Origin of the sequence: Streptomyces sp. NPDC091280 (assembly GCF_044768565.1) — a bacterium.
GTDB lineage: Bacteria > Actinomycetota > Actinomycetes > Streptomycetales > Streptomycetaceae > Streptomyces.
The window spans coordinates 540450-562687 of the sequence record NZ_JBIVUZ010000006.1 but is presented as its reverse complement, the minus strand read 5'-3'; the positions used below and the strand labels follow the sequence as shown (position 1 = coordinate 562687).

Below are 22238 nucleotides of genomic sequence, written 5' to 3'. Positions count from 1 at the left end.
GGTCTCAGACGCGGTAGCGGCGCAGCGCCGGGACCGCGAAGGCCAGCATCAGCATGATGACCACCACCAGGATCCCGCCGCCCGCGACGGCCGTGCGCGCGCCGAAGGCCGAGCCCGCCGTGCCGTGCAGCACGTCGGCCAGGCGCGGCCCGCCCGCCACCACGACGGTGAACACGCCCTGCATCCGGCCGCGCATCTCGTCGGTCGCGGCGGACAGCAGGATCGCCCCGCGGAACACCATGGAGACCATGTCGGCGACCCCGGCGGCGGCCAGGAACACCACGCCGACCCACAGGTTGCGGCTCAGTCCGAACCCGGTGATGGCCACGCCCCAGGCGACGACCGCGCCGATCACCATCCAGCCGTGCCGCCGCGCCCGCGAGAACGTGCCGGAGAACAGTCCGCCGACCACCGCGCCGACGGGGATCGCCGCGAACAGCGTGCCGAGCGCGAGGCCCTCGCCGTAGGGCGCGTAGGTCTGGGCGGCGAGCTGCGGGAACAGGGCGCGGGGCATGCCGAAGACCATCGCGACGATGTCGGCGAGGAAGGACAGCAGCAGCACCTTGTGCAGCGAGATGTAGCGGAACCCGGCGACGACCTCGCGCCAGCCCGCCCGCCGTGGGGTCGCGGACTCCAGGGGTGGCAGCGAGGGCAGCCGGACGACCGCCCAGAGCGTGACGCACAGGGCCAGCGCGTCGATGAGGTACAGCTCGGGCAGGCCGACGACCGGGATGAGGGCGCCCGCGAGGAGCGGTCCGACGACCTGTCCGGTCTGCATCACGGTCGAGCCCAGCGCGTTGGCGGCGGCCAGCTGCTCGGCCGGGACCAGGCGGGCGATGGAGGCGTTGCGGGCGGGCGCGTTGAGGCCCCAGAAGGCCTGCTGCATCGCGAGCAGCAGCATCAGCGCGGCCACCGATTCGAGGCCGGTGACGGCCTGGAGCCAGAACAGCACCGAGGTGAGGGCGATGCCGCTGTTGGTGATCAGGAGCAGTTTGCGGCGGTCCATGGTGTCGGCGATGGCGCCGCCCCACAGCGCGAACACGATGAGGGGCAGCAGGCCGGCCATGCTGGCGGCGCCGACCCAGGCGGAGGAGCCGGTGATGTCGTAGATCTGCTTGGGTACGGCGACGGCGGTGAGCTGGCTGCCGACGGCCGTGACGATGGTGGAGGACCACAGGCGGCGGTAGGCGGGGATGCGCAGCGGGCGGGTGTCCATCGCCCAGCGGCGCCAGCCGCGCCGGGGTGGCGCGGCGGGTTCCGTGTCCTTCGCGTCCTCGGGTGCGGTGCCGCTGTCGGTGCTCTCGCTGGTGTCCACTGGCTTCCTGGTTGCTCGCTACATCTAGTCGACCGGGTTCACTATCGCAGCACCGGCCGCGGGCGCGGTATCCGCCCGTCTCACGCTCCGGCGACGAGCGTCGCGCCGAGGCCGATCATCGTGGCGGCGACCAAGCCGTCCAGGACCCGCCAGGCCGCGGGCCTGGCAAGGAACCGCCTGAGCAGCCGGGCGCCGAAGCCGAGCGCGGTGAACCAGCACACGCTGGCGCACACGGCGCCGAGGCCGAAGGTCCAGCGCAGCGGGCCGCGGTCGGCGGCGATCGAGCCGAGGAGGAAGACGGTGTCGAGGTACACGTGCGGGTTGAGCCAGGTCATCGCCAGGCAGGTGAGGACGGCCCGGCGGCGCGAGCCGGTCCCCTCGCCCTCGGCGCGCAGGGCGGCGGGCCGGAACATCCGGCGGGCGGCGAGGACGCCGTACCCGAGGAGGAAGGTGCCGCCGATCAGGCCGACCGTCCTGAGCGCGCCCGGCCAGGCGACCACGACCGCGCCGACCCCGCCGACGCCCAGCGCGATGAGGAGGGCGTCGGACAGGGCGCAGATGCCGACGACGGCGAGGACGGCGTCGCGGCGGATGCCCTGGCGCAGGACGAAGGCGTTCTGGGCGCCGATGGCGACGATGAGCGAGAGGCCGGTGCCGAAGCCGGCGGCAGCCGCTGAGAGGGCGTTGGTCACGCCCTCGACGCTAGAGAGCCCGGCATCAGGAGTACAGCTAAAGATTCTTACGTAACATTAGCGCTCGTGATGGTCTCGGAGCTGCCCCTCGATCAGGTGCGGACGCTGCTCGCGGTGGTCGACGAGGGCACGTTCGACGCGGCGGCCACCGCCCTGCATGTGACGCCCTCGGCGGTCAGCCAGCGGGTCAAGGCCCTGGAGCAGCGCACGGGCCGGGTCCTGCTGCTGCGCACCAAACCGGTACGGACCACCGAGTCCGGCGAGGTGGTCGTGCGGTTCGCCCGGCAGTTGGCCCGGCTGGAGCGGGACGCGCGCGCCGAACTCGGGATGAGCGGGGCCGGGGAGCCGACCCGGGTGTCGGTCGCGGTCAACGCGGACTCCCTCGCCACCTGGTTCCTGGCCGCGCTCCCCCGCGTCCCGCGCGAGCTCCACGTCTGCTTCGAACTCCGCCGCGAGGACGAGGACCACACGGCGGCCCTGCTGCGCGAGGGCCTGGTCATGGCGGCGGTGACCTCGGCACCGGACGCGGTGCCCGGCTGCTCGGTGCGGGCGCTGGGGCGGATGCGCTATCTCCCGGTCGCGAGCCCGGAGTTCGCCAGGACCTGGCTCACGGGCCCACTGCGGGACGCTCTCCCCGAGGCCCCGGTGGTGACCTTCGACCGGCTGGACGACTTCCAGGACACCTTCGTACGACGGCTGCGGCACGGGGCGGGCGGCGCGGGCGCGGTACGGCATCGCGTGCCGACCTCGGAGGGCTTCGTCCAGTCCGTCGCCGCCGGGCTGGGCTGGGGCATGGTCCCGGAGATGCAGGCCGGGCCGCTGCTGGACGCCGGGCGGCTGGTGAACCTCGCGCCGGAGCGTCCCGTCGACGTACCGCTGTACTGGCAGCAGTGGAAACTGGACTCCCCCGCGCTGGCCGCCGTGGCCCGCGCGGTCATGGAGACGGCGACGGCGGCGCTGCGCGGCTAGCCAACTGGAGGGCGACGCTGTCCAGCAGCATCTCCAGGGCCGTCGGATACGCGCTGTCGACCATGCGGGTCGCCAGCAGCGGGGCCGCCTCGGCGATCCGCGGGTGGGTGGTGCGGGGCAGGCGGGCGTAGGTGGAGCGCCACATCGCCTCGTCGGCGCGCAGGGCCGCGCTCGGCAGCGCCAGGGACGCGGCGTCGAGGGCGGCGAAGGCCAGGGTCTGGTCGATGAACGCGTGGTAGATCCGCACGGTGTCCGCCAGCGGGAGGCCGGCCGTGCGCAGGACGTCGAGCAGGGCCTCGTCGGCGGCGAGTTCGTTGGCGCGGCCGGTGACGCGGCTCGCCGTGAGCTGGGCGGCCTGCGGGTGGGCGACGTAGGCGGCGTGGATGCGCAGGCCGATCGCGCGCAGGTCGGCCCGCCACTCCCCCGTGGCCGCCCAGCCGCGCAGCGCCTGTCCGACGAGGGCGTCGCCGATGGCGAGGGTCAGCTCGTCCATGCCCCGGAAGTAGCGGTAGAGGGTGCTGGGGTCGGCGTCCAGGGCGAGGCCGAGGCGGCGGGCGGTCAGGCCCGCGCTGCCGTGCTCGCGCAGCATGCGCAGGGCCGTCTCCACGATCAGCCGCTCCGAGAGGACCGTGCCGCTCTTGGTGGGCCGGCGCCGACGCCTCTTCTCCTCGGGCACCACCGGTTTCGGCATCGCCGCCTCCTCGCACACCCTTATGCCAACGCCATTGACCTTATCCGGACGGCGGGCGTTGTATCACCGGTGAGACAGGTGGGATATCGGCACTGAAGGAGTTCTTGCCATGCGTGTACTGCTCGTGGGGGCCGGTGGTGTGGGCGGCGCGATCACGCGGATCGCGGCCCGGCGGCCGTTCTTCGACGCGATGGTGGTCGCCGACTACGACCTGTCCCGTGCCGAGGCGGCCGTCGCCGCGCTCGGGGAGCGGGGCGACCGGTTCCGCGCCGAGCGGCTGGACGCGAACGACGAGGAGGCCGTCGCGGCGGCGCTGCGGTCGCACGGGTGCGACGTGCTGCTGAACGCGACCGACCCGCGCTTCGTCCTCCCCCTGTTCCGGGCGGCGCGGGCCGCCGGGGCGAACTACCTCGACATGGCGATGTCGCTGTCCCGGCCGCACCCCGACCGGCCCTACGAGGAGTGCGGGGTCAAGCTGGGGGACGCGCAGTTCGAGGACGCGGCCGAGTGGGAGAAGGCGGGTGCGCTGGCGCTCGTCGGGATGGGTGTGGAGCCGGGGCTCTCGGACGTGTTCGCGCGGTACGCCGCCGACGAACTCTTCGACGAGATCGAGGAGATCGGCATCCGCGACGGCGCCGACCTCACCGTCGACGGCTACGACTTCGCGCCGTCCTTCTCCATCTGGACCACGATCGAGGAGTGCCTGAACCCGCCGGTCGTCTACGAGGCCGGGCGCGGCTGGTTCACCACGGCGCCGTTCAGCGAGCCCGAGGTGTTCGACTTTCCCGAGGGCATCGGCCCGGTGGAGTGCGTGAACGTGGAGCACGAGGAGGTGCTGCTGGTCCCGCGCTGGGTGGACGCGCGGCGGGTCACCTTCAAGTACGGGCTGGGCAACGAGTTCATCGAGACGCTGAAGACCCTCCATCTGCTCGGCCTGGACCGCACCGAGCCGGTCACCGTGCCGAGCGCTTCGGGGCCGGTCGCCGTCTCGCCGAGGGATGTCGTCGCCGCCTGTCTGCCCGACCCCGCGACGCTGGGCGACCGGATGCGCGGCAAGACCTGTGCGGGCACGTGGGTGCGGGGCACGAAGGACGGGGCGCCGCGCGAGGTGTACCTGTACCACGTGGTCGACAACGAGTGGTCGATGGCGGAGTACGGCGCGCAGGCCGTGGTGTGGCAGACCGCGATCAACCCGGTGGTCGCGCTGGAGCTGCTGGCCACGGGCGCGTGGAGCGGCTCGGGTGTGCTGGGCCCGGAGGCGTTCCCGGCCGGCCCGTTCCTGGACCTGCTGACGGCGTACGGCTCGCCCTGGGGGCTGCGGGAGCAGTGAGTCCGCTCAACCGGCGTCCGGCGCGGGCGAGTCGGGCAGCCGCAGGGTGAACGTGGAGCCGGTGCCGGGGGTGCTCGCCGCCTCGACCGTGCCGCTGTGGGCGGCGGCCAGGTCCCGGACGATGGACAGGCCGAGGCCGCTGCCCCCGGTGCGGCGGCTGCGGGACTGGTCGGCGCGCCAGAACCGCTCGAAGACGTGCGGCAGGTCCTCGGGCGCGATGCCCGTGCCGGTGTCGGTGACGGTCAGGACGGCCCGGTCGCCCTCGCGCCACGCGGTGAGGGTCACCGAGCCGTCGACCGGTGTGTGGCGCAGCGCGTTGGACACGAGGTTGCCGAGCACCTGGCGCATGCGCACCGGGTCCGCGTCCAGCCAGAGGGTGCCGTCCGCCTTGGTGAGCAGGACGACCCCGGCCGTGTCGGCGGTGACCCGGTAGGCGGCGGCGACCTGGTCGAAGAGGTCCTCGACGCGCACGGGTTCGCGGTGCAGCCGCAGCGTTCCGGCGTCCGCCGCCGCGAGGTCCTGGAGGTCGTCGATGACGCGTTGGAGGACCATCGCCTCCTCGTGCAGGGAGCCCAGGAGCGCCGGGTCGGCCTCGACGAAGCCGTCGCGGGTGACCTCCAGCCAGCCCCGGATGTTGGTGAGCGGGCTGCGCAGTTCATGGGCGATGTCGCTGACCATGGCCTTGCGCTGGGCCTCCATGCGTTCGCGGCGGTCGGCGAGGTCGTTGAAGGCCTCGGCGAGGATGCCGGTCTCGTCCCGGGTCCGCACCGGCACCCGGACGTGCAGTTCCGGCGGCTGCTGGGCGGCTTCGGTCAGGGCGCGCAGAGGGCGGACGAGGCGGGTGGCGACGACCGCCGTCACCAGGACCGTGAGCGCCAGTACGGCCGCCGCCGCGCCGACGACCTTGGCCTTGTTGGCCGGGGAGACGTCGAAGCGGGGCGCGGTGGTGTCGCCGCCGCCCAGGAAGAGTTCGGCGACGGGTGCCACGTAGGGGTCGAGTTGGGCGCGGAGCGCGTCGCCGGTGCAGGTCTCGCCCGTCTGCACCGCGGTGGCGGGGCCCCGCTTGTAGTAGGGGCCGGGGATGTAGCGGGAGGCCAGGCTCTGCTGGGTGGTGTCGACGGCGAAGAACAGCGAGTCGTCGGCGGTGAGCCCGTCCTTCGCGAGACAGGCGTGCACCCGCGCGGTGAGGTCCTGGAGGGCGTTCCGCTCTGTGCCGGTCAGGCTCTGGAGCTTGCCGTTGCCGCACTTCTCGGCGGCGTACTCGGAGGAGGCGGTGCCGCTCGGCTCGACGAGAGCGGGCCGGCCGCTCGGCGTCGTCACGACGGTCGACTCCAGGCCGAGCCGGGAGAGGCAGCGCTGCTGCTGCGTGGCGATCTCCTTGAGGAGCGCGCTCTCGTCGGCCGTCAGCCGGTAGGGGCCCACCACCCGGGGGTCGAGTCCGCTGAGCTGCGCGCCGGCCTCGGTGTACGTGTCGGTGTGCAGCGGGTCGACGCTCGCGGCGGCGCGGGGCGGCAGTGAGGTGCCGTGCGCAGCGGAGTCGGCGATGAGGGTGCGGTCGGAGGTGGTGAGGGCGATGCGGCGGCCCATCTTCTTCGACAGGGCGCGGACGGTGGGTGCGACGCCGTTCCAGTCGGGGTGGGTCGCCGCGTATCCGCTGAGCCGCGCGAGGATGCGCATGTCGTCGGCGAGGTCCTGGCCCTGTTCCTCCTGGATGGCCCGGGTGGTGGTCTCCACCGCCAGCCAGGCCGTCGCGCCGACCGAGCAGAGCGCGATCAGCACGGTGGCGACGAGCAGCCGGACCAGCAGCCGCTTGCGCAGCGGTATCCGGGGCCTCATGCCCGGCCGCCGCTCAGTTTGTAGCCGACCCCGAACACGGTCAGCAGCCGGACGGGTCGGCGCGGGTCGGCCTCTATCTTCCGGCGCAGGTTCATGATGTGGACGTCGACGGCCCGTTCGGTGGACGCCCGGTCCAGGCCCCGGGTGCACTGAAGCAACTGCCGCCGGGAGAAGACCCGTTCGGGCTCGGAGGTCATGGCGAGCAGGATCTCGAACTCGGCCGGTGTGCAGTCCACCGGTGTTCCGTCGCAGTGCACCTCGTGCCGCGCGGGATCGACGCGGAGACCGGCGGCCCGTACGACGGTGTCCTCCGGTCTGCCCTCGGCGGCCCGGCCGCTGCGGCGCAGGACGGTGCGGATGCGGGCCATCAGTTCGCGCGGGCTGTAGGGCTTGGTCATGTAGTCGTCGGCGCCGAGTTCCAGGCCGAGCAGGACGTCGTCCTCAGTGGAGCGGGCGGTCAGCATCAGGACGGGGATGTCGTCCGCCCCGCGCAGCACCCGGCACACCCCGAAGCCGTCGATCACGGGCAGCATGAGGTCGAGCACCACGAGGTCCGGGCGGAGTGTGCGGGCCGCGGCGATGGCGGCGGCACCGTCGTGGACCACGGTCGCCGTGTGGCCTTCGGTCAGCAGGGAGCGCCGGATCAGCTCGGCCTGCATCTCGTCGTCCTCGGCGACCAGCACATGTGCGCACATTGGGCGGATCCTAGGCGGTCAGCGTGCGAGGGACGCGGCGTCGCCCATGACGACGACGGGGTGCCGGGCCGGGTCGAGGGTGCGCAGCAGTTCCTTCATGTGGTCCTCGGCGATGCTGACGCAGCCGTGGGTGGGGCCGCCGTGGTCGACGTGGATCCAGATGCCGCCGCCGCGCGAGGCGCCGAGGGGGCGGGTCCAGTCGAGCGGGGAGGTGCCGGGCCGCCGGTTGTAGTCGATGGCGATCACGTAGTCGAAGGACCCGGCCAGCGGTTCGCCCTCGAAGCCGGTGCCGGGCGACACGAAGCCCCTGCCCTGGTCGTAGGGCAGCCTGGTGCCGGGGTCCTTGAGGAGTCCGCCCGCGTCGGTGAGGGAGTAGACGCCGATCGGGGAGCGCAGATCGCCCGCCATGTGGTGGTCGGACCAGCCCCTGAGGGCGTTGTGCGCGGCCCAGCTGACGGTCCGCTGCCAGCCGTCGTCGGTGCGTTCGTACAGGGTGAGGGTGGAGCGGGGGGAGTTCGCGCCCCGGCCGGTGACGAGCACGAGCTGTTCGGTGCCGGCCGGTATCCGGGCGAGCGTCTTGGGCCCCACGCCGGGGAGTCGGCGGGGTGCGGCCTCGGCGGACATCGCCGACGAGGGCGAGGCCCCGGGCGCGGCGGGAGCGGGGCCGGCGGCGGAGGGGTGGTCCGTCGCCGCCACCGCACCGCCGCCGCATCCCGTGAGGAGCAGGGACACGGCGACGAGTGCGACGGGGGACATACGAGTGATCATGAGTCGACGATGACCGACACTTATGAGGAACTCGTCAGCTCCTACGGCTTGGCCGGCTTGCCCTTCGTGTAGAGCCAGGTGTGGAACAGGACGTCCAGCTTCTTCCCCGACGTCCGCTCCGCAAGGCTGACGAACTGCGCGGTCGTGCCGTGCCCGTGGCGGTGTGCACCGGCCCAGGCGCGCAGGATCGCGAAGAAGGCCTTGTCGCCGACGGCCCGGCGCAGTTCGTGCAGGGCCATCGCCCCGCGCGCGTAGACCGGGGTGCCGAAGATGTTGGCGCCGCTGCCGGGGTCGCCGGGCGGGAACGCCCACAGGTCGTCGGTCGCCTTGCGGGCGTACAGCGCGTCGAAGGTCTGCTGGGCGGTCTTGCCGCCGTGCTGCTCGCTGTAGAGCCATTCCGTGTACGTGGCGAAGCCCTCGTTGAGCCAGATGTCCTTCCAGGTGGTGAGGGAGACGGAGTCCCCGAACCACTGGTGGGCGTTCTCGTGCACGAGGGTGCTGAGGTCCGGCGCCGAGTCGTAGATCGGCCGTCCCTGGGTCTCCAGGGCGTAGCCGACGTCCGGGGCGTGGTCGACGATCGACCCGGCCGAGCGGAACGGGTAGGGGCCGAACAGCTTGCTCTCCCACTCCAGGACGGAGGGCAGCTTCTTCAGCACGGGCGCGGCGGCGGTGGCCTCGCGGGGGTCGACGGCGTTGTACACCTTGATCCCGTCGCGAGTGGTGTACTGCTGGACCTTGAACTTCCCGACCGTCGCGGTGGCGAGGTAGGCGGCCATCGGCTCGGGCGCGTGCCAGCGGAACGTGGTCTTCCCGTGGGCGGTCCGCTGCCCCAGGAGAACGCCGTTGGCGACCGCGGTGCGCCCCTGCGGGACGGTGATGGTGAAGTCGTACGACGACTTGTCCTTGGGGTGGCTGTTCGCCGGGAACCAGGTCATCGCGCCCTGTGGCTCGCCCGCGACGAAGGCGCCGTCGTCGGTGGCGATCCAGCCGTCCGCCGAGCCGTCGGGGTCGGTGACCTGCTTGGGGACGCCCTTGTAGGTGACGGTGATCCGGAACTGCTGTCCCTTGCGCAGGGCCCTGCGCGGGGTGACGACGAGTTCCTGGCCGTCGCGGCGGAATCCGGCCTTGACGTGGTCGACCGTCAGGCCGGTGATCGTCAGGCCCTTGAAGTCGAGGTCGAAGCGGGTGAGTTTCTCGGTGGCGCGGGCGGTGAGGACCGCCCGGCCTTCGAGGTGGCGGCCGGCCGGGTCGTAGCGGAGCGTCAGGCCGTAGTGGGCGACGTGGTAGCCGCCGTTGCCGGAGAGCGGGAAGTACGGGTCGCCGACTCCGGACGAGCCGGTCGTGGTGGCTCCGGCCGGCGCGGCGGCGGCGAGCAGGGCCGCGACGGCGACGGGGACGGTGGCCACGACGGCGCTGCGGCGGAGGACGGCGGTGCGTCTTGTGGACTGCTGCCGAGGGTGCGTCACATGCGCTCCTACAGAGTGAGGGGGGTGATCATTCGTCTCAGAGACTAGGCCGACCACTCCCTCCGAATCCCTCATGTTCGGGTCAAGTTACGCCGCGTCGCCCCCGTGCCGGTCCGGTCCCCGGACGTAGGCTCGCCGCACCACCGCCACCCGAGGGAGCCCGCCCGTGACCGTCCGCGTGCGCCGTGTCTACGATCCCGTCGAGCCGGAGGACGGCGTCCGCGTGCTTGTCGACCGGCTGTGGCCGCGCGGTCTGTCCAAGGACGCGGCCCGCGTCGACGAGTGGCCCAAGGCCCTCACCCCGACCGCCGAACTGCGGCGCTGGTACCACGCGGGCGAGGGCTCCTACGAGGAGTTCGCCGGGCGCTACGAGGCGGAGCTCGCCGAGCCCGAGGCGGCCCGACTCCTCGATGCATTGCGGGACTTGGCCAGGAAAGGCCCGGTGACGCTGCTGACGGCGGTCAAGTCGCCGCAGGAGAGTCACGCGGCGGTGCTGGTCCGCCTCCTCGACGGCTGAGGAGGCGGACCCGGGCATCCGGTCAGGCCGTCTGCTTCGCCGCCGCGCGGCCGGCCGCCCGCCCGGAGAAGAGGCAGCCGCCGAGGAAGGTGCCTTCGAGGGCGTTGTAGCCGTGCACGCCACCGCCGCCGAAGCCGGCCACCTCGCCCGCCGCGTAGAGTCCGCCGATCGGCTTCCCGTCGGCGGCCAGGGCGCGGGAGTCCAGGTCGGTCTGGATGCCGCCGAGGGTCTTGCGGGTCAGGACGTGGAGTTTGACGCCGATGAGGGGGCCGGCGGCCGGGTCGAGGACGCGGTGCGGGGTGGCGACGCGGCCGAGTCGGTCGCCGATGTAGCGGCGGGCGTTGCGGATGCCCTGGATCTGCGCGTCCTTGCTGTACGGGTTGGTCAGCTGGAGGTCGCGGGCCTCGATCTGGCGGCGCAGCACGGCCGCGTCGAGGAGCGGCTTGTCGGTCAACTGGTTCATCTTCTCGACCAGTTGCTCCAGGTTTCCGGCGGTCACGAAGTCCGCGCCCTTGCGCAGGAAGGCGTCCACCGGGCCGGGGGCGCCCTTGCCGAGCAGCCGGTCGCGCAGGACCGCCTTCTTGTCCTTGGCGGTGATGTCGGGGTTCTGCTCGGAGCCCGAGAGCGCGAACTCCTTCTCGATGATCTTCTGGGTGAGGATGAACCAGGAGTGGTCGTGCTCCGCCAGATCCGCCGTCGTCCGCAGGTACTTGAGGGTGTTGAGGGTGTCGTAGCCCGGCAGGCACGGGTCGGGCAGGCGGCGGCCGAGGGCGTCGAACCAGAGGGAGGACGGGCCGGGCAGGATGCGGATGCCGTGGCCGGGCCAGACCGGGTTCCAGTTCTGGAGGCCCTCGGTGTAGTGCCACATGCGGTCGCGGTTGACCAGGCGTACGCCCGCCTCGGCGCTGATGTCCAGCATCCGGCCGTCGACGTACGCGGGGACGCCGGTGACCATCTCGGCGGGCGGGGTGCCGAGGCGTTCGGGCCAGTAGCGGCGGACGATGTCGTGGTTGGCGCCGATGCCGCCGGTGGTGACGACGACCGCCTGGGCGGTGAGTTCGAACGCGCCGATCGCCTCGCGGCTGGAGGAGACTCCGCGCGGGGAATCGTCCGCGGCGAGGACCGTGCCGCGCACGCCGCGCGCCTCGCCCTCCGCGACGACCAGCTCGTCCACCTGGTGGCGGTGGTAGAAGGTGAGCAGTCCGTCGCGGGCGGCCTGCCTGGCGTGGTTCACGAAGGGTTCGACGACTCCGGTGCCGGTGCCCCAGGTGACGTGGAAGCGCGGGACGGAGTTGCCGTGGCCGTGGGCGCGCAGGTCGCCGCGTTCGGCCCAGCCGACGGTGGGCAGCAGCTTGATGCCGTGGCTGTCCAGCCAGGCGTGCTTCTCCCCGGCCGCGAACTCGACGTAGGCGCGCGCCCAGCGCACCGCCCACGAGTCCTCGTCGTCGACGCGGTCGAAGCCTGCGCTGCCCTGCCAGTCGCTCCAGGCCAGGTCGAAGGAGTCCTTGATGCCGAGGCGGCGCTGTTCCGGGGAGTCGACGAGGAACAGTCCGCCGAAGGACCAGAACGCCTGGCCGCCGAGGTTGGCGGCGTTCTCCTGGTCGACGAGCGCGACCCGGCGCCCCCGGCTGGTCAGCTCGTGGGCCGCGACCAGACCGGCCAGTCCGGCTCCGACGACGATGACGTCCGCATCCATGGCGACCGTTGCCTTTCTCATTCGGGGGCGCGGCTGCCGTCGGTCAGCAGCGCGGTGAGGAGTTGCTTGAGCCAGACGCGGGCGTGCTCGACGTCCTTGTCCAGCAGGAGTTGGGTGGTGACGCCGTCGTACGCGGCGACCACGGCGTACGCCGCCGCGTCCAGGTCGCCCAGCACGGCGGGGAGTTCGGCGCGTCCCCGGGCGCGGCCGAGGCGGTGCGCGATGGCTCCGCGCAGCCGGGCCCGGTGGCCGAGCAGGGTCTGCGCGACGGCGGTGTCGCGGGCCGCGTGCACCAGGAAGTCGGTCTTGACCAGGAGCCAGTCCAGGTCGAGGAGCAGCACCTCGGTGACACGGTCCACGGCGGCGGGGACGTCGAGGTCGGGGCCGTCGAGGGCGAGCGCGCCGGCCACCTGTTCGGCGATCAGGTCGGCGCGCTCCTGATACAGGGCGAAGAACAGCCCGTCCAGGCTGTCGAAGTTCGAGTAGAAGGCGCCCCGGCTGTAGCCGGCGGCCTCGCAGACCTCCTCGATGGAGACCCGGCCGAAGCCCTTCGCCGCGAACACGGAGAACGCGGCCTCCAGCAGATTGGCGCGCGTGCGCACCCGGCGCCTGGTCACGCGTTTGGCCGTCGCCTCCGCCACCATGCCCGGACCTCCGCGTCCCGATGTTCGATACGCGAATGTATCCGATACACCGACGTATCGAAAGAGCCGAGTCCGGACGGGAACGGCCCGCATGGGAACACATATTCGAATACAGGGGTACGCTGGCATCATGACCGCGCACCACCACCTCCAGGGCTCCCTCTTCGACCAGACCGACCGGCTCCGCCTCGGCCCCCTCCACGGGATCCGCCGCACCGCGCTGGGTCCCGGCGCCTGGCTCGACGTACTGCCCGGGTGGCTGAGCGGCGCCGACGCCCTGTTCGAGGAGCTGGCCACCAGGGTCCCGTGGCGCGCCGAACGGCGTCAGATGTACGACCAGGTCGTGGCCGTACCCCGGCTGCTGGCCTTCTACGACGTGGACGACACGCTGCCGCACCCGGTGCTGGCGGCGGCGCGGGACGCGCTCTCGGCCCACTACGCGAGGGAGTTGGGCGAGCCCTTCACCACGTCCGGGCTGTGCTACTACCGCGACGGCCGGGACAGTGTCGCCTGGCACGGCGACCGGATCGGGCGGGGCGCCCGCGTCGACACGATGGTGGCGATCCTCTCCGTGGGCGCGCCCCGCGACCTGCTGCTGCGTCCGCTGCGCGGCGGCCCGTCGGTGCGGCACGCGCTGGGGCACGGCGATCTGATCGTGATGGGCGGCTCCTGTCAGCGGACCTGGGAGCACTGCGTCCCCAAGACGAGCCGGGCCGCGGGACCGCGCATCAGTGTGCAGTTCCGCCCGCACGGCGTGCGCTGAGACGGAGAGGCGGCCGTTTCGGACGCGCGCGCGGGGGCCGCCTCCGACGGACGGTGTCGGAGGCGGCTTCCCCCCGTGCGCGTGGCACCGTACGCGTCTGGTTGGCTGGTTCCCGAACGACTGGCCGGACCCGGGCAGCACCCCCACGCGAGGAACGATCATGCGCGCAGAAGTACGCCAAGTCGCCGACGCCACCTATCTCGTGCACGGCAGCAACACCAACTGGGTGATCCTCACGGACGGCGGGGCGGCCACACTGGTGGACACCGGGTACCCCGGGGACCGCGCGCTCGTGCTCGACTCCCTTGAGCAGGTGGGGAGTTCGGCGAAGGCGGTCGTGGCGGTGCTCCTCACCCACGCGCACAACGACCACCTCGGCTCGGCCGCGTTCCTGCACCGCGCCCACGGCACGCCCGTCTACGCGCACGAGGCCGAAGTCCCGCACGCCCGCCGGGAGTTCCTGCAACAGGTGACCGTGGGCGACGTGCTCAGGAACGCCTGGCGTCCCGGCGTCCTGCCGTGGGCGGTGCACACGATCCGCTCGGGGGGCCTGGAGCAGCACCCGGTCGCCGCGGCCGAGCCGTTCGGGGCCGGGGATCGTCCGCTCGACCTGCCCGGCCGGCCCGTCCCCGTGCACACCCCCGGCCACACGAGCGGGCACTGCGTGTTCCATCTCCCGGACAGCGGGATCGTGATCTCCGGGGACGCCCTGGTCAGCGGCCATCCCACCTCGCGGATCAAGGGCCCGCAGCTGCTGCCCGGCATGTTCCACCACGAGCGCGACCACGCCATCGCCTCGCTGGACGTCATCGAGGCGCTCGACGCCGACACCCTGCTGCCGGGCCACGGCCCCGTGCACACCGGTCCGATCCGTGAGGCGACCCGACGCGCCCGCGAACACACGCTCTAGGGTCGCCTCATGGCACTGCAGATCAACGCGACCAACCCCGAGCATCCGGTGCTCCTGCTGGAACTGCCCTGGGACGTTCCGCTGGAGGACTGGCCCGAGGAATACCTGGTGCCGCTGCCGCGCGGCATCTCCCGGCACGTCGTGCGCTACGCCCGCGCCGGCAGCGAGGTCATCGCCGTCAAGGAGCTGGCGGAACGCCCGGCGCTGCGCGAGTACGAGCTGCTGCGCGACCTGGACCGGCTGGGCATCCCGGCCGTCGACCCCCTCGCCGTCGTCACCGGACGCGCCGACCCGGCCGGCGAGCCGCTGGAACCGGTGCTGATCACCCGGCACCTGGGCGGCTCGATGCCGTACCGCTCGATGTTCGAGACGACGCTGCGGCCGGCCACCATGCACCGGCTGATGGACGCGCTGGCCGTGCTGCTGGTGCGGCTGCATCTGGCCGGGTTCGCGTGGGGCGACTGCTCGCTGTCCAACACGCTGTTCCGGCGGGACGCGGGCGCCTACGCCGCGTATCTCGTGGACGCGGAGACCGGCGACCTGCACCCGCGACTCAGCGACGGGCAGCGGGAGTACGACCTCGATCTCGCCCGCGTGAACATCAGCGGGGAACTGCTCGACCTGGAGGCGTCCGGGGCGCTGCACCCCTCCGTCGACCCGATCGAGTTCGGCATGGAGATCTGCGCCCGCTACCAGCGGCTGTGGGAGGAGCTGACCCGCGTCTCGGTGTACCCGGCGGGCAAGTACCACTTCATCGAGCGCCGCATCCGGCGCCTGAACGAACTGGGCTTCGACGTGGCCGAGATGCAGATCGAGCACTCCTCGAACGGCGACACGGTCACCTTCGTGCCCAAGGTCGTCGACGCGGGGCACCACCAGCGCCAACTGCTGCGCCTGACCGGCCTGGACGCCGAGGAGAACCAGGCACGACGGCTGCTCAACGACCTGGAGAGCTGGATGGCCACCCAGGACGACTACGCGCCCGGCGACCCCCTTGCCGCCCGGCCCGAGGTGCTCGCCCACCGGTGGGTGCGCGACGTCTTCCGGCCGACCGTGCGGGCAATACCGCTGGAACTGCGCGGCTCGATGGACTCGGCCGAGATCTACCACGAGCTGCTCGAACACCGGTGGTATCTGGCCGAGCGGGCGCAGCACGACATCGATCTGGACACGGTGGTGCGGGACTACATCACCAACATCCTGCCGAAGGCCCGCGAGACCCTGGAGCCGACCGCGCCGGAGTGACTCCGGTTCACACCGCACCGGGCGCAGCCGTGGTGCCCCGGACCACGAGCCGCGGTGCGACGACCTGTTCGCCGTCCGGTACGGCCACGCCGTCCAGGCGGGCGATGGCACGGCCCACGGCGAGTTCCGCCAGGCGCGGGACGTCCTGCGCGACGGTGGTGAGGTCGATGTGGGCGAGCCGCGACAGGCTGGTGTCGTCGAAGCCGACCACGGAGACCTCGCCGGGGACGGAGACCCCGGCCCGCAGGAACGTGTCGAGGACGCCCGTGGCGCAGCGGTCGTTGAAGGCGAGGACCGCGGTGGGCCGGGCGTGCTCCGCGAGGAGGGTTCTGGCGGCCCGCGCGCCGTCGTCCTCGGTGGGCCCGGCGTCCAGGACCCGGAGGTGCGCGTCGAGGCCGTGGCGGCGCATCGCGGTGCGGTAGCCGCGGCGGCGGTCGGCGGCGCCCGGCGCCCGGCCGCCGCCGATATGGGCGATGGCGCGGTGGCCGAGCGCCACCAGGTGCTCGACGGCCTGGCGGGCGCCCGCGTCGTCGGCGGTGCGGACGACGTCCACGGCCGGCGGGGCGGGCCGCAGCCGCCGGGCCACCGAGACCACCGGGACCTGGGTGGCGAGCTGCGCGAGACGGGCGGCCGGGACCTCGGGGCCGAGCAGCACCAGGGCCTCGCAGCGGTCGGCGAGCAGCGCCTCGACGGCCTGCCGCTCGCCGCGCGTGGGCGCCACCGCGCTGAGGGCGACCTGATAGCCGGCGGGTTCGGCGGCGGCGTAGATGCCCTCCACCAGGTCGCTGTGGAAGGGATGGCGGAGCCCGAACTGCACGCCGAGCAGACGTGAGCGGTTGCTGCGCAGCACCCTGGCCCGGGTGTCGGGCCGGTAGCCGATCTCCTCGGCCGCCTTGAGCACCCGCTCCCGGGAGGCGGCGCTCGCGCCGTAGGCCCCGCGCATCACGATCGACACCAGCGCGACGGAGACTCCCGCGCGGGCCGCGACATGCGCCAGGGTGGGCCGCCTGCCGTCGGGGACCTCGGGAGTGGCCGGCACGGAAGTCCTTCCGGTCGAGGGGTGCGGACGGGGTCGTCGCCTGCCGGGATCCTAGCTGCTCGGCAGGGTTCTGCAACGTTCTAGAAGCAGCCCGGCCGAAGCCTTGACACCGGCATCCGGCAGTGGCGTACTACTGCCATCTAGAACGTTCTAGACGGCAGCTGGAAGGGCAAGCGATCATGTACACGTTGGCGGTCTGTGCCGAGATGGTCTTCCGGGACCTGCCGATCCACGAGCGGGCCCGGCGCATCCACGAAGCGGGTTTCCAGGTCGAGATCTGGGACTGGACCCGGCACGACCTGGACGCGCTCACGCGCACCCCGGCCGAGTTCTCGTCGATGACGGGCTACATCCGGGGCAGCCTCACCGACGAGGCGGGCGCCGCCGAACTCCTGCGCACCGCCGAGGAATCGGTGAAGGCCGCCGATCAACTCGGCTGCCCCCGGCTGAATCTGCACGGCACCGGCCTGAACTCCGAAGGCCTGCCGGTGGTTCCGGTACGCGGTGGACCCACGGGCCCGATGTGGATCGCCGCCCACCGCACCCTGACCCGGCTCGCCGAACTGGGCGAGAGCGCGGGGGTCACCTTCACGCTGGAGAACCTCAACTCCGCCGTCGACCACCCGGGCGTCCCGTTCGCGACGGCCGCCGACACCCTGGCCCTGGTCGAGGCGGTGGACCGCCCCGGCCTGCGGATGAACCTCGACCTGTACCACGCGCAGATCGGCGAGGGGAACCTCGTCGAACTCGTCCGCAAGGCACACCGGTCGGGCCTGATCGGCGAGATCCAGGTCGCGGACGTACCCGGCCGCCAGGAACCCGGCACCGGCGAGATCAACTACCCGACGATCGCCCGCACCCTCACCGCCATCGGCTACGACGGCACGGTCGCGATGGAGGCCTGGGCGTCGGACGAGGACAGCGAGCGCGCCCTGGAACGCTTCCGCGACGCGTTCACGACCTGAGCGGGCGGTGCGCCGCGGAGGAGCACGGCGGCGACATCCAGGGCCCAGGCCCCAGGGACAGTCAGGAAGTCTCCTGAGGCGGCACCACGGCCACCGGGCAGCCCGCGTGGTGCAGCACCCCGTGCGCGACCGAACCGATCCGCGCGCCCACCGCCGTCCGGTGGGCGCGCCGCCCCACGACCATCAACTGCGCCCGACCGGCGACCGACAGCAGCACCTGCCCCGCGCTGCCCATCTCGATGTGCTCGACGACCGGCACATCGGGGAAGCGCTCGCGCCACGGCTCCAGCGCCTCGGCGAGGGCCTTCTTCTCGTACGGCTCCGGGCCGCCGGCCTCGTCGAGGAGCTTCAGCGAGCCCGGGCTGTAGGCGAACACGGGCGGCAGCGTCCACGCCCGTACGGCCCGCACGGTGGCGCCGCGTGCCGCAGCCGTCGCGAAGGCGAAACCGAATGCCGCCGCGCTGTCCTCGGCGTCACCCTGCTGGCCCACCACGACCTCCCGCCCGGCGGCCTCCCCCGACGCCTCGTCCCCGGCGCGCACGAGCACGACGGGCCGTACGGCGTCGGCGATCACCTGCTGTCCGACGGACCCGAGCAGGAAGCCGACGAGGGGACCGTGGCCGCGCGAGCCGAGCACCAGGAGTTCGGACCCGGCAGCGGCGGCGGTCAGCGTGTCGACGGGGTCGCCCTCCAGGACGTCGGCGGTGACGTCCAGGCCGGGGTGGCGTGCGGCGAGCGTGCGGGCGGCCTCGGCCGCCGCGTCCCGCACCCAGCGGTCCTGGGTCTCCCGGCCGCCCGTGCCGGCCGGGTCGAGGGCGTGGTGCTCCTCGTACCGCCACACATGTGCCACGCGCAGCGCCAGCCCCCGCCGTACGGCCTCCCGGCCCGCCCAGGCGAGTGCGGCGAGGCTCTCCGCCGATCCGTCGACCCCTGCCGTGATCGGGCGTGTCATTCCGTGGCCTCCCTGTGGTGCCGTCGCTGTGTCGGGATCAGTCTTCACCACCTTCCCTCGTCCTTCCGCACGCCGCTGAGCACGCTGTCTCGGGCGTAGCGGAGCGCACCGGGGCGATCGACCATACGATGGTGGGGAGCCGGCGCGGTGACAACGGCGCCGCCGTGCCGTGAAGCCGACCACTCGGGGTGGGAGACGTATGGCACAGGCCGCCGAATCCGCGCGGACCGTCATTCTGACCGTGGACGACGATCCGGGAGTTTCCCGTGCCGTCGCCCGTGACCTGCGGCGGCGCTACGGCGAGTCGTACCGCGTCGTGCGGGCGGAGTCCGGTGAGTCCGCGCTCGACGCGCTGCGTGAGCTGAAGCTGCGCGGGGATCTCGTGGCCGTGATCCTGGCGGACTACCGCATGCCGCAGATGAACGGCATCGAGTTCCTGGAGCAGGCCCTCGACGTGTATCCCGGCGCGCGGCGGGTGCTGCTGACCGCGTACGCGGACACGGACGCTGCGATCGACGCGATCAACGTCGTGGACCTCGACCACTATCTGCTCAAGCCCTGGGACCCGCCCGAGGAGAAGCTGTACCCGGTCCTCGACGACCTCCTGGAGGCGTGGCGCAACAGCGACTACCGGCCGGTGCCCGCCACGAAGGTGGTCGGGCACCGCTGGTCGGCGCGCTCCTCGGACGTGCGGGAGTTCCTGGCCCGCAACCAGGTGCCGTACCGCTGGTTCTCGGCGGACAGCCCGGAGGGGGTGCGGCTGCTGTCCGCGGCCGGGGAGGACGGGCAGCGGCTGCCGCTCGTCATCACCGCCGACGGGTCGGTGCTGGTCGAGCCGGAGGCGCCCGAGCTGGCCGCGGAGGTGGGGCTCGCGACCACGCCCACGGCCGACTTCTACGACCTCGTCGTCATCGGCGGCGGACCCGCCGGGCTCGGCGCTGCCGTGTACGGGGCCTCGGAGGGGCTGCGGACGGTGCTCGTGGAGCGGTCGGCCACCGGTGGGCAGGCCGGGCAGAGTTCACGGATCGAGAACTACCTCGGCTTCCCGGACGGGGTGTCCGGGGCCCAACTGACCGAGCGGGCACGGCGGCAGGCCGCCAAGTTCGGCGCGGAGATCCTGACGGCCCGCGAGGTCACGGGACTTGAGGCCAACGGGTCGGCTCGGGTGGTGCGTTTCGCGGACGGCTCGGCGGTCGCCGCGCACGCCGTGATCCTCGCGACCGGTGTGTCCTACCGGCAACTCGAGGCGCCCGGCACGCCCGATCTGACGGGCTGCGGGGTCTACTACGGCTCGGCGCTGACCGAGGCCGCCTCCTGCCAGGGGCACGACGTGTACATCGTCGGCGGCGCCAACTCGGCGGGCCAGGCGGCGATGTACCTGGCCCGGGGCGCCAAGTCGGTGACGCTGCTGGTGCGCGGGTCCTCGCTGGCCGCGTCGATGTCGTACTACCTGATCCAGCAGATCAACGAGGCGGAGAACATCTCCGTGCGGACCGGGACCGTCGTGGACGCCGCGCACGGCTCGGACCATCTGGAGCAGCTCACCCTGCGCGACACGGAGAGCGGGGCCACCGAACTCGTCGACGCGCAGTGGATGTTCGTGTTCATCGGCGCGGCCCCGCTGACCGACTGGCTGGACGGCGCGGTGCTGCGCGACGAGCGCGGGTTCATCCTGGCCGGGCCCGACCTCACCGCGGACGGGAAGCCGCCAGCCGGCTGGGAGTTGGACCGCTCGCCGTACCACCTGGAGACCAACATTCCCGGCGTGTTCGTGGCGGGCGACGCGCGCGCCGAGTCCGCGAAGCGCGTCGCGTCCGCCGTCGGAGAGGGAGCCATGGCCGTGATGCTCGTCCACCGCTACCTGGAGCAGTCATGAGGGAGCAGTCATGAGCGGCAAGGTGCTGCCGTGCAGCCCGCAGGAGATCGGCAGCCTGTTCCTGTTCGAGAAGCTGACTCCGGAGCAGCTGGGCAGGCTGTGCTGCGACGGGCAGGTGGAGCAGTTCGAGGCCGGGCCGGTCTACACCGAAGGTGATCCCGCCACCTGCTTCTACGTGATGATCGAGGGCACCGTCGTGCTCTCGCGCCGGGTCGGCGGCGACGACGTGGAGGTCGCGCGGACCTCGCAACGCGGTGTCTACACGGGCGCGATGCAGGCCTACATCGGGGACCGGGTGCAGCAGGTGTACCTCAACTCGATGCGGGTGACGGAGCCGACGCGGTTCTTCGTGCTGCCCGCCGAGACCTTCGCGGCGATCATGAGCGAGTGGTTCCCGATGGCGGTGCATCTGCTGGAGGGGCTCTTCTTCGGCCAGAAGAGCAGCCAGTTGGCGATCAGCCAGCGTGAACGGCTGCTGGCGCTGGGGTCGTTGTCGGCCGGACTCACGCACGAACTCAACAACCCGGCCGCGGCGGCCGTCCGGGCCACCTCCACCCTGCGCGAGCGGGTGGCGAAGATGCGGCACAAGCTCCGCGTCATCTCCTCGGGTCCGTACTCGCGCGAGGACCTCGCCAACCTGATCGACATCCAGGAGCGGACGGCCGAACGGGTCGCCAAGGCACAGACGTTGAGCCCGCTGGAGGCCTCGGACCGCGAGGACCAGCTCACCGACTGGCTCGACGACCACGGCGTGACGGAGTCCTGGCAGGTGGCGCCGACGTTCGTGCAGGCCGGTCTCGACGTCGAGTGGCTCGACCAGGTCGCGGCGGCCGTGGACGAGGAGATCCTGCCGGGCGCCATCGGCTGGCTCAACTACACCGTCGAGACAGAGCTGTTGATGACGGAGATCGAGGACTCCACGACCCGCATCTCCAACCTCGTCGGCGCCGCCAAGCAGTACTCGCAGCTGGACCGCGCGCCCTACCAGGTCGCCGACGTGCACGAACTCCTCGACTCCACGCTGCTGATGCTCGCGGGGAAGTTCGGCGACCGGATCAAGGTCGTCAAGGAGTACGACCGTACGCTCCCGAAGGTCCCGGCCTATCCGGCCGAGCTCAACCAGGTGTGGACGAACCTGATCGACAACGCGGTCTCCGCCATGAACGAGGCGGGCGGGGACGGCACGTTGACGGTACGGACCGCGCTGGTGCGCGATCAGCTCATGGTGGAGTTCCGGGACACGGGACCCGGTGTCCCGGCGGAGATCCGCAGCCGTATCTTCGATCCGTTCTTCACCACCAAGCCGGTGGGCGAGGGTACGGGCCTGGGGCTGGACATCTCCTGGCGGATCGTCGTCAACAAGCACCACGGCACGCTCCAGGTGGAGTCGCAGCCGGGCGACACCCGCTTCCAGGTCCTGCTTCCCCTCACCGCCACGGACAACGAGACGCCCGAGGAGTCCGCATGAACGACATCACCGGAATCGACGCCAGCGTGCCGCCGAGCGGCGCGGGCTGCGTCGAGTGCGAGGCGGACCAGGGCTGGTGGTTCCACCTCCGGCGGTGCGCGCAGTGCGGTCACGTGGGCTGTTGCGACGACTCCCCCGCCAAGCACGCCACGGCCCACTATCAGTCCACGGGCCACCCGTTCATCCAGAGCTACGAGCCGCGCGAGGACTGGTTCTGGAACTTCGCCACCTCCGAGCTCTACGACTCCGGTCCCGAACTCGCCGCCCCGGTGAGCCACCCGGCGGACCAGTCGGTGCCGGGTCCCGCGGGGCGCGTGCCGGCGAACTGGGCCGAGACACTGCGCTGAGCCGGTCCGCCGGGCGGGAGCCGCCTCCCGCCCGGTGGCCAGGTCCGTTGTCGG

21 protein-coding genes are annotated in these 22238 nt (G+C 72.4%); 10 read left to right on the top strand and 11 right to left on the bottom strand.

Translation table 11 applies throughout. From position 1 onward, the window contains the following. Positions 1-4: 4 nt before the first annotated feature. Both ACIQPR_RS21355 and ACIQPR_RS21350 read right to left on the bottom strand, forming a co-directional pair. Positions 5-1315 (bottom strand): MFS transporter, encoded by a 1311-nt coding sequence (locus ACIQPR_RS21355; protein ID WP_403650581.1) that lies wholly within the window; start codon positions 1313-1315, stop codon positions 5-7. Between the two features lie 80 nt (positions 1316-1395). Beyond that, a complete protein-coding gene (locus ACIQPR_RS21350; RefSeq protein WP_403650579.1) occupies positions 1396-2007 on the bottom strand; it encodes a LysE/ArgO family amino acid transporter in 612 nt (203 codons plus the stop codon). Positions 2008-2076: 69 nt separating this feature from the next. Between ACIQPR_RS21350 and ACIQPR_RS21345 the strand changes: the two genes are divergently transcribed. Continuing rightward, positions 2077-2976: a LysR family transcriptional regulator ArgP gene (locus ACIQPR_RS21345; RefSeq protein WP_403650647.1), complete on the top strand. Its 900-nt coding sequence runs from the start codon at positions 2077-2079 to the stop codon at positions 2974-2976. On the opposite strand, the gene ACIQPR_RS21340 is transcribed toward ACIQPR_RS21345, so the two are convergent. After that, positions 2942-3667 carry a TetR/AcrR family transcriptional regulator gene (locus ACIQPR_RS21340; RefSeq protein ID WP_403650577.1) on the bottom strand — a complete coding sequence of 242 codons (726 nt, stop codon included), beginning with the start codon at positions 3665-3667 and terminating at the stop codon, positions 2942-2944. The genes ACIQPR_RS21345 and ACIQPR_RS21340 overlap by 35 nt on opposite strands. Before the next feature lie 109 nt (positions 3668-3776). Between ACIQPR_RS21340 and ACIQPR_RS21335 the strand changes: the two genes are divergently transcribed. Further along, positions 3777-4997, top strand: a complete 1221-nt coding sequence (locus ACIQPR_RS21335; protein ID WP_403650575.1) for a saccharopine dehydrogenase family protein — start codon at positions 3777-3779, stop codon at positions 4995-4997. A 6-nt stretch (positions 4998-5003) separates the two neighbouring features. On the opposite strand, the gene ACIQPR_RS21330 is transcribed toward ACIQPR_RS21335, so the two are convergent. From ACIQPR_RS21330 to ACIQPR_RS21315, 4 genes are read right to left on the bottom strand one after another with little or no spacing between them, the layout of a single operon-like run. Continuing rightward, a complete protein-coding gene (locus ACIQPR_RS21330) occupies positions 5004-6833 on the bottom strand; it encodes a sensor histidine kinase (RefSeq protein WP_403650574.1) in 1830 nt (609 codons plus the stop codon). Then, positions 6830-7528, bottom strand: a complete 699-nt coding sequence (locus ACIQPR_RS21325; RefSeq protein ID WP_403650572.1) for a response regulator — start codon at positions 7526-7528, stop codon at positions 6830-6832. Before ACIQPR_RS21325 ends, ACIQPR_RS21330 begins: the two co-directional genes overlap by 4 nt. 18 nt (positions 7529-7546) lie before the next feature. Continuing rightward, a complete protein-coding gene (locus ACIQPR_RS21320; RefSeq protein ID WP_403650570.1) occupies positions 7547-8296 on the bottom strand; it encodes a L,D-transpeptidase family protein in 750 nt (249 codons plus the stop codon). A gap of 41 nt (positions 8297-8337) precedes the next feature. Continuing rightward, on the bottom strand, positions 8338-9762 hold the full coding sequence (locus tag ACIQPR_RS21315) for a M1 family metallopeptidase (RefSeq protein ID WP_403650568.1): 1425 nt from the start codon (positions 9760-9762) through the stop codon (positions 8338-8340). Positions 9763-9928: 166 nt separating this feature from the next. Between ACIQPR_RS21315 and ACIQPR_RS21310 the strand changes: the two genes are divergently transcribed. Further along, entirely contained in the window at positions 9929-10279 is a 351-nt protein-coding gene (locus tag ACIQPR_RS21310) for a DUF488 domain-containing protein (protein ID WP_403650566.1), read from the top strand. 22 nt (positions 10280-10301) lie between these two features. Here ACIQPR_RS21310 and ACIQPR_RS21305 read toward each other — a convergent pair whose 3' ends face one another. Both ACIQPR_RS21305 and ACIQPR_RS21300 read right to left on the bottom strand, forming a co-directional pair. After that, positions 10302-11975, bottom strand: a complete 1674-nt coding sequence (locus ACIQPR_RS21305) for an FAD-binding dehydrogenase (protein ID WP_403650565.1) — start codon at positions 11973-11975, stop codon at positions 10302-10304. A 17-nt stretch (positions 11976-11992) separates the two neighbouring features. Continuing rightward, on the bottom strand, positions 11993-12619 hold the full coding sequence (locus ACIQPR_RS21300; protein ID WP_403650563.1) for a TetR/AcrR family transcriptional regulator: 627 nt from the start codon (positions 12617-12619) through the stop codon (positions 11993-11995). A gap of 130 nt (positions 12620-12749) precedes the next feature. Here ACIQPR_RS21300 and ACIQPR_RS21295 point away from each other — a divergent pair, with 130 nt between their 5' ends. The 3 genes from ACIQPR_RS21295 to ACIQPR_RS21285 all read left to right on the top strand — a co-directional run bounded on the left by ACIQPR_RS21295 (position 12750) and on the right by ACIQPR_RS21285 (position 15537). After that, positions 12750-13382 carry an alpha-ketoglutarate-dependent dioxygenase AlkB gene (locus ACIQPR_RS21295; RefSeq protein WP_403650561.1) on the top strand — a complete coding sequence of 211 codons (633 nt, stop codon included), beginning with the start codon at positions 12750-12752 and terminating at the stop codon, positions 13380-13382. A gap of 160 nt (positions 13383-13542) precedes the next feature. Continuing rightward, a complete protein-coding gene (locus tag ACIQPR_RS21290; RefSeq protein WP_403650559.1) occupies positions 13543-14292 on the top strand; it encodes an MBL fold metallo-hydrolase in 750 nt (249 codons plus the stop codon). A gap of 9 nt (positions 14293-14301) precedes the next feature. Next, on the top strand, positions 14302-15537 hold the full coding sequence (locus ACIQPR_RS21285) for a DUF4032 domain-containing protein (RefSeq protein ID WP_403650557.1): 1236 nt from the start codon (positions 14302-14304) through the stop codon (positions 15535-15537). Positions 15538-15544: 7 nt separating this feature from the next. On the opposite strand, the gene ACIQPR_RS21280 is transcribed toward ACIQPR_RS21285, so the two are convergent. Next, positions 15545-16576, bottom strand: coding sequence for a LacI family DNA-binding transcriptional regulator (locus tag ACIQPR_RS21280; protein ID WP_403650555.1), 1032 nt, complete (start codon positions 16574-16576; stop codon positions 15545-15547). Between the two features lie 179 nt (positions 16577-16755). Here ACIQPR_RS21280 and ACIQPR_RS21275 point away from each other — a divergent pair, with 179 nt between their 5' ends. Further along, positions 16756-17541: a TIM barrel protein gene (locus ACIQPR_RS21275; RefSeq protein WP_403650553.1), complete on the top strand. Its 786-nt coding sequence runs from the start codon at positions 16756-16758 to the stop codon at positions 17539-17541. Between the two features lie 61 nt (positions 17542-17602). On the opposite strand, the gene ACIQPR_RS21270 is transcribed toward ACIQPR_RS21275, so the two are convergent. Continuing rightward, complete coding sequence (locus ACIQPR_RS21270) at positions 17603-18493, bottom strand: universal stress protein (protein ID WP_403650551.1); 891 nt, start codon at positions 18491-18493, stop codon at positions 17603-17605. A 199-nt stretch (positions 18494-18692) separates the two neighbouring features. Between ACIQPR_RS21270 and ACIQPR_RS21265 the strand changes: the two genes are divergently transcribed. From ACIQPR_RS21265 to ACIQPR_RS21255, 3 genes are read left to right on the top strand one after another with little or no spacing between them, the layout of a single operon-like run. Beyond that, positions 18693-20369: an FAD-dependent oxidoreductase gene (locus tag ACIQPR_RS21265; RefSeq protein WP_403650549.1), complete on the top strand. Its 1677-nt coding sequence runs from the start codon at positions 18693-18695 to the stop codon at positions 20367-20369. A 10-nt stretch (positions 20370-20379) separates the two neighbouring features. Next, entirely contained in the window at positions 20380-21837 is a 1458-nt protein-coding gene (locus ACIQPR_RS21260; RefSeq protein WP_403650547.1) for an ATP-binding protein, read from the top strand. Next, entirely contained in the window at positions 21834-22184 is a 351-nt protein-coding gene (locus ACIQPR_RS21255) for a UBP-type zinc finger domain-containing protein (protein ID WP_403650545.1), read from the top strand. Before ACIQPR_RS21260 ends, ACIQPR_RS21255 begins: the two co-directional genes overlap by 4 nt. Positions 22185-22238 lie beyond the last annotated feature (54 nt).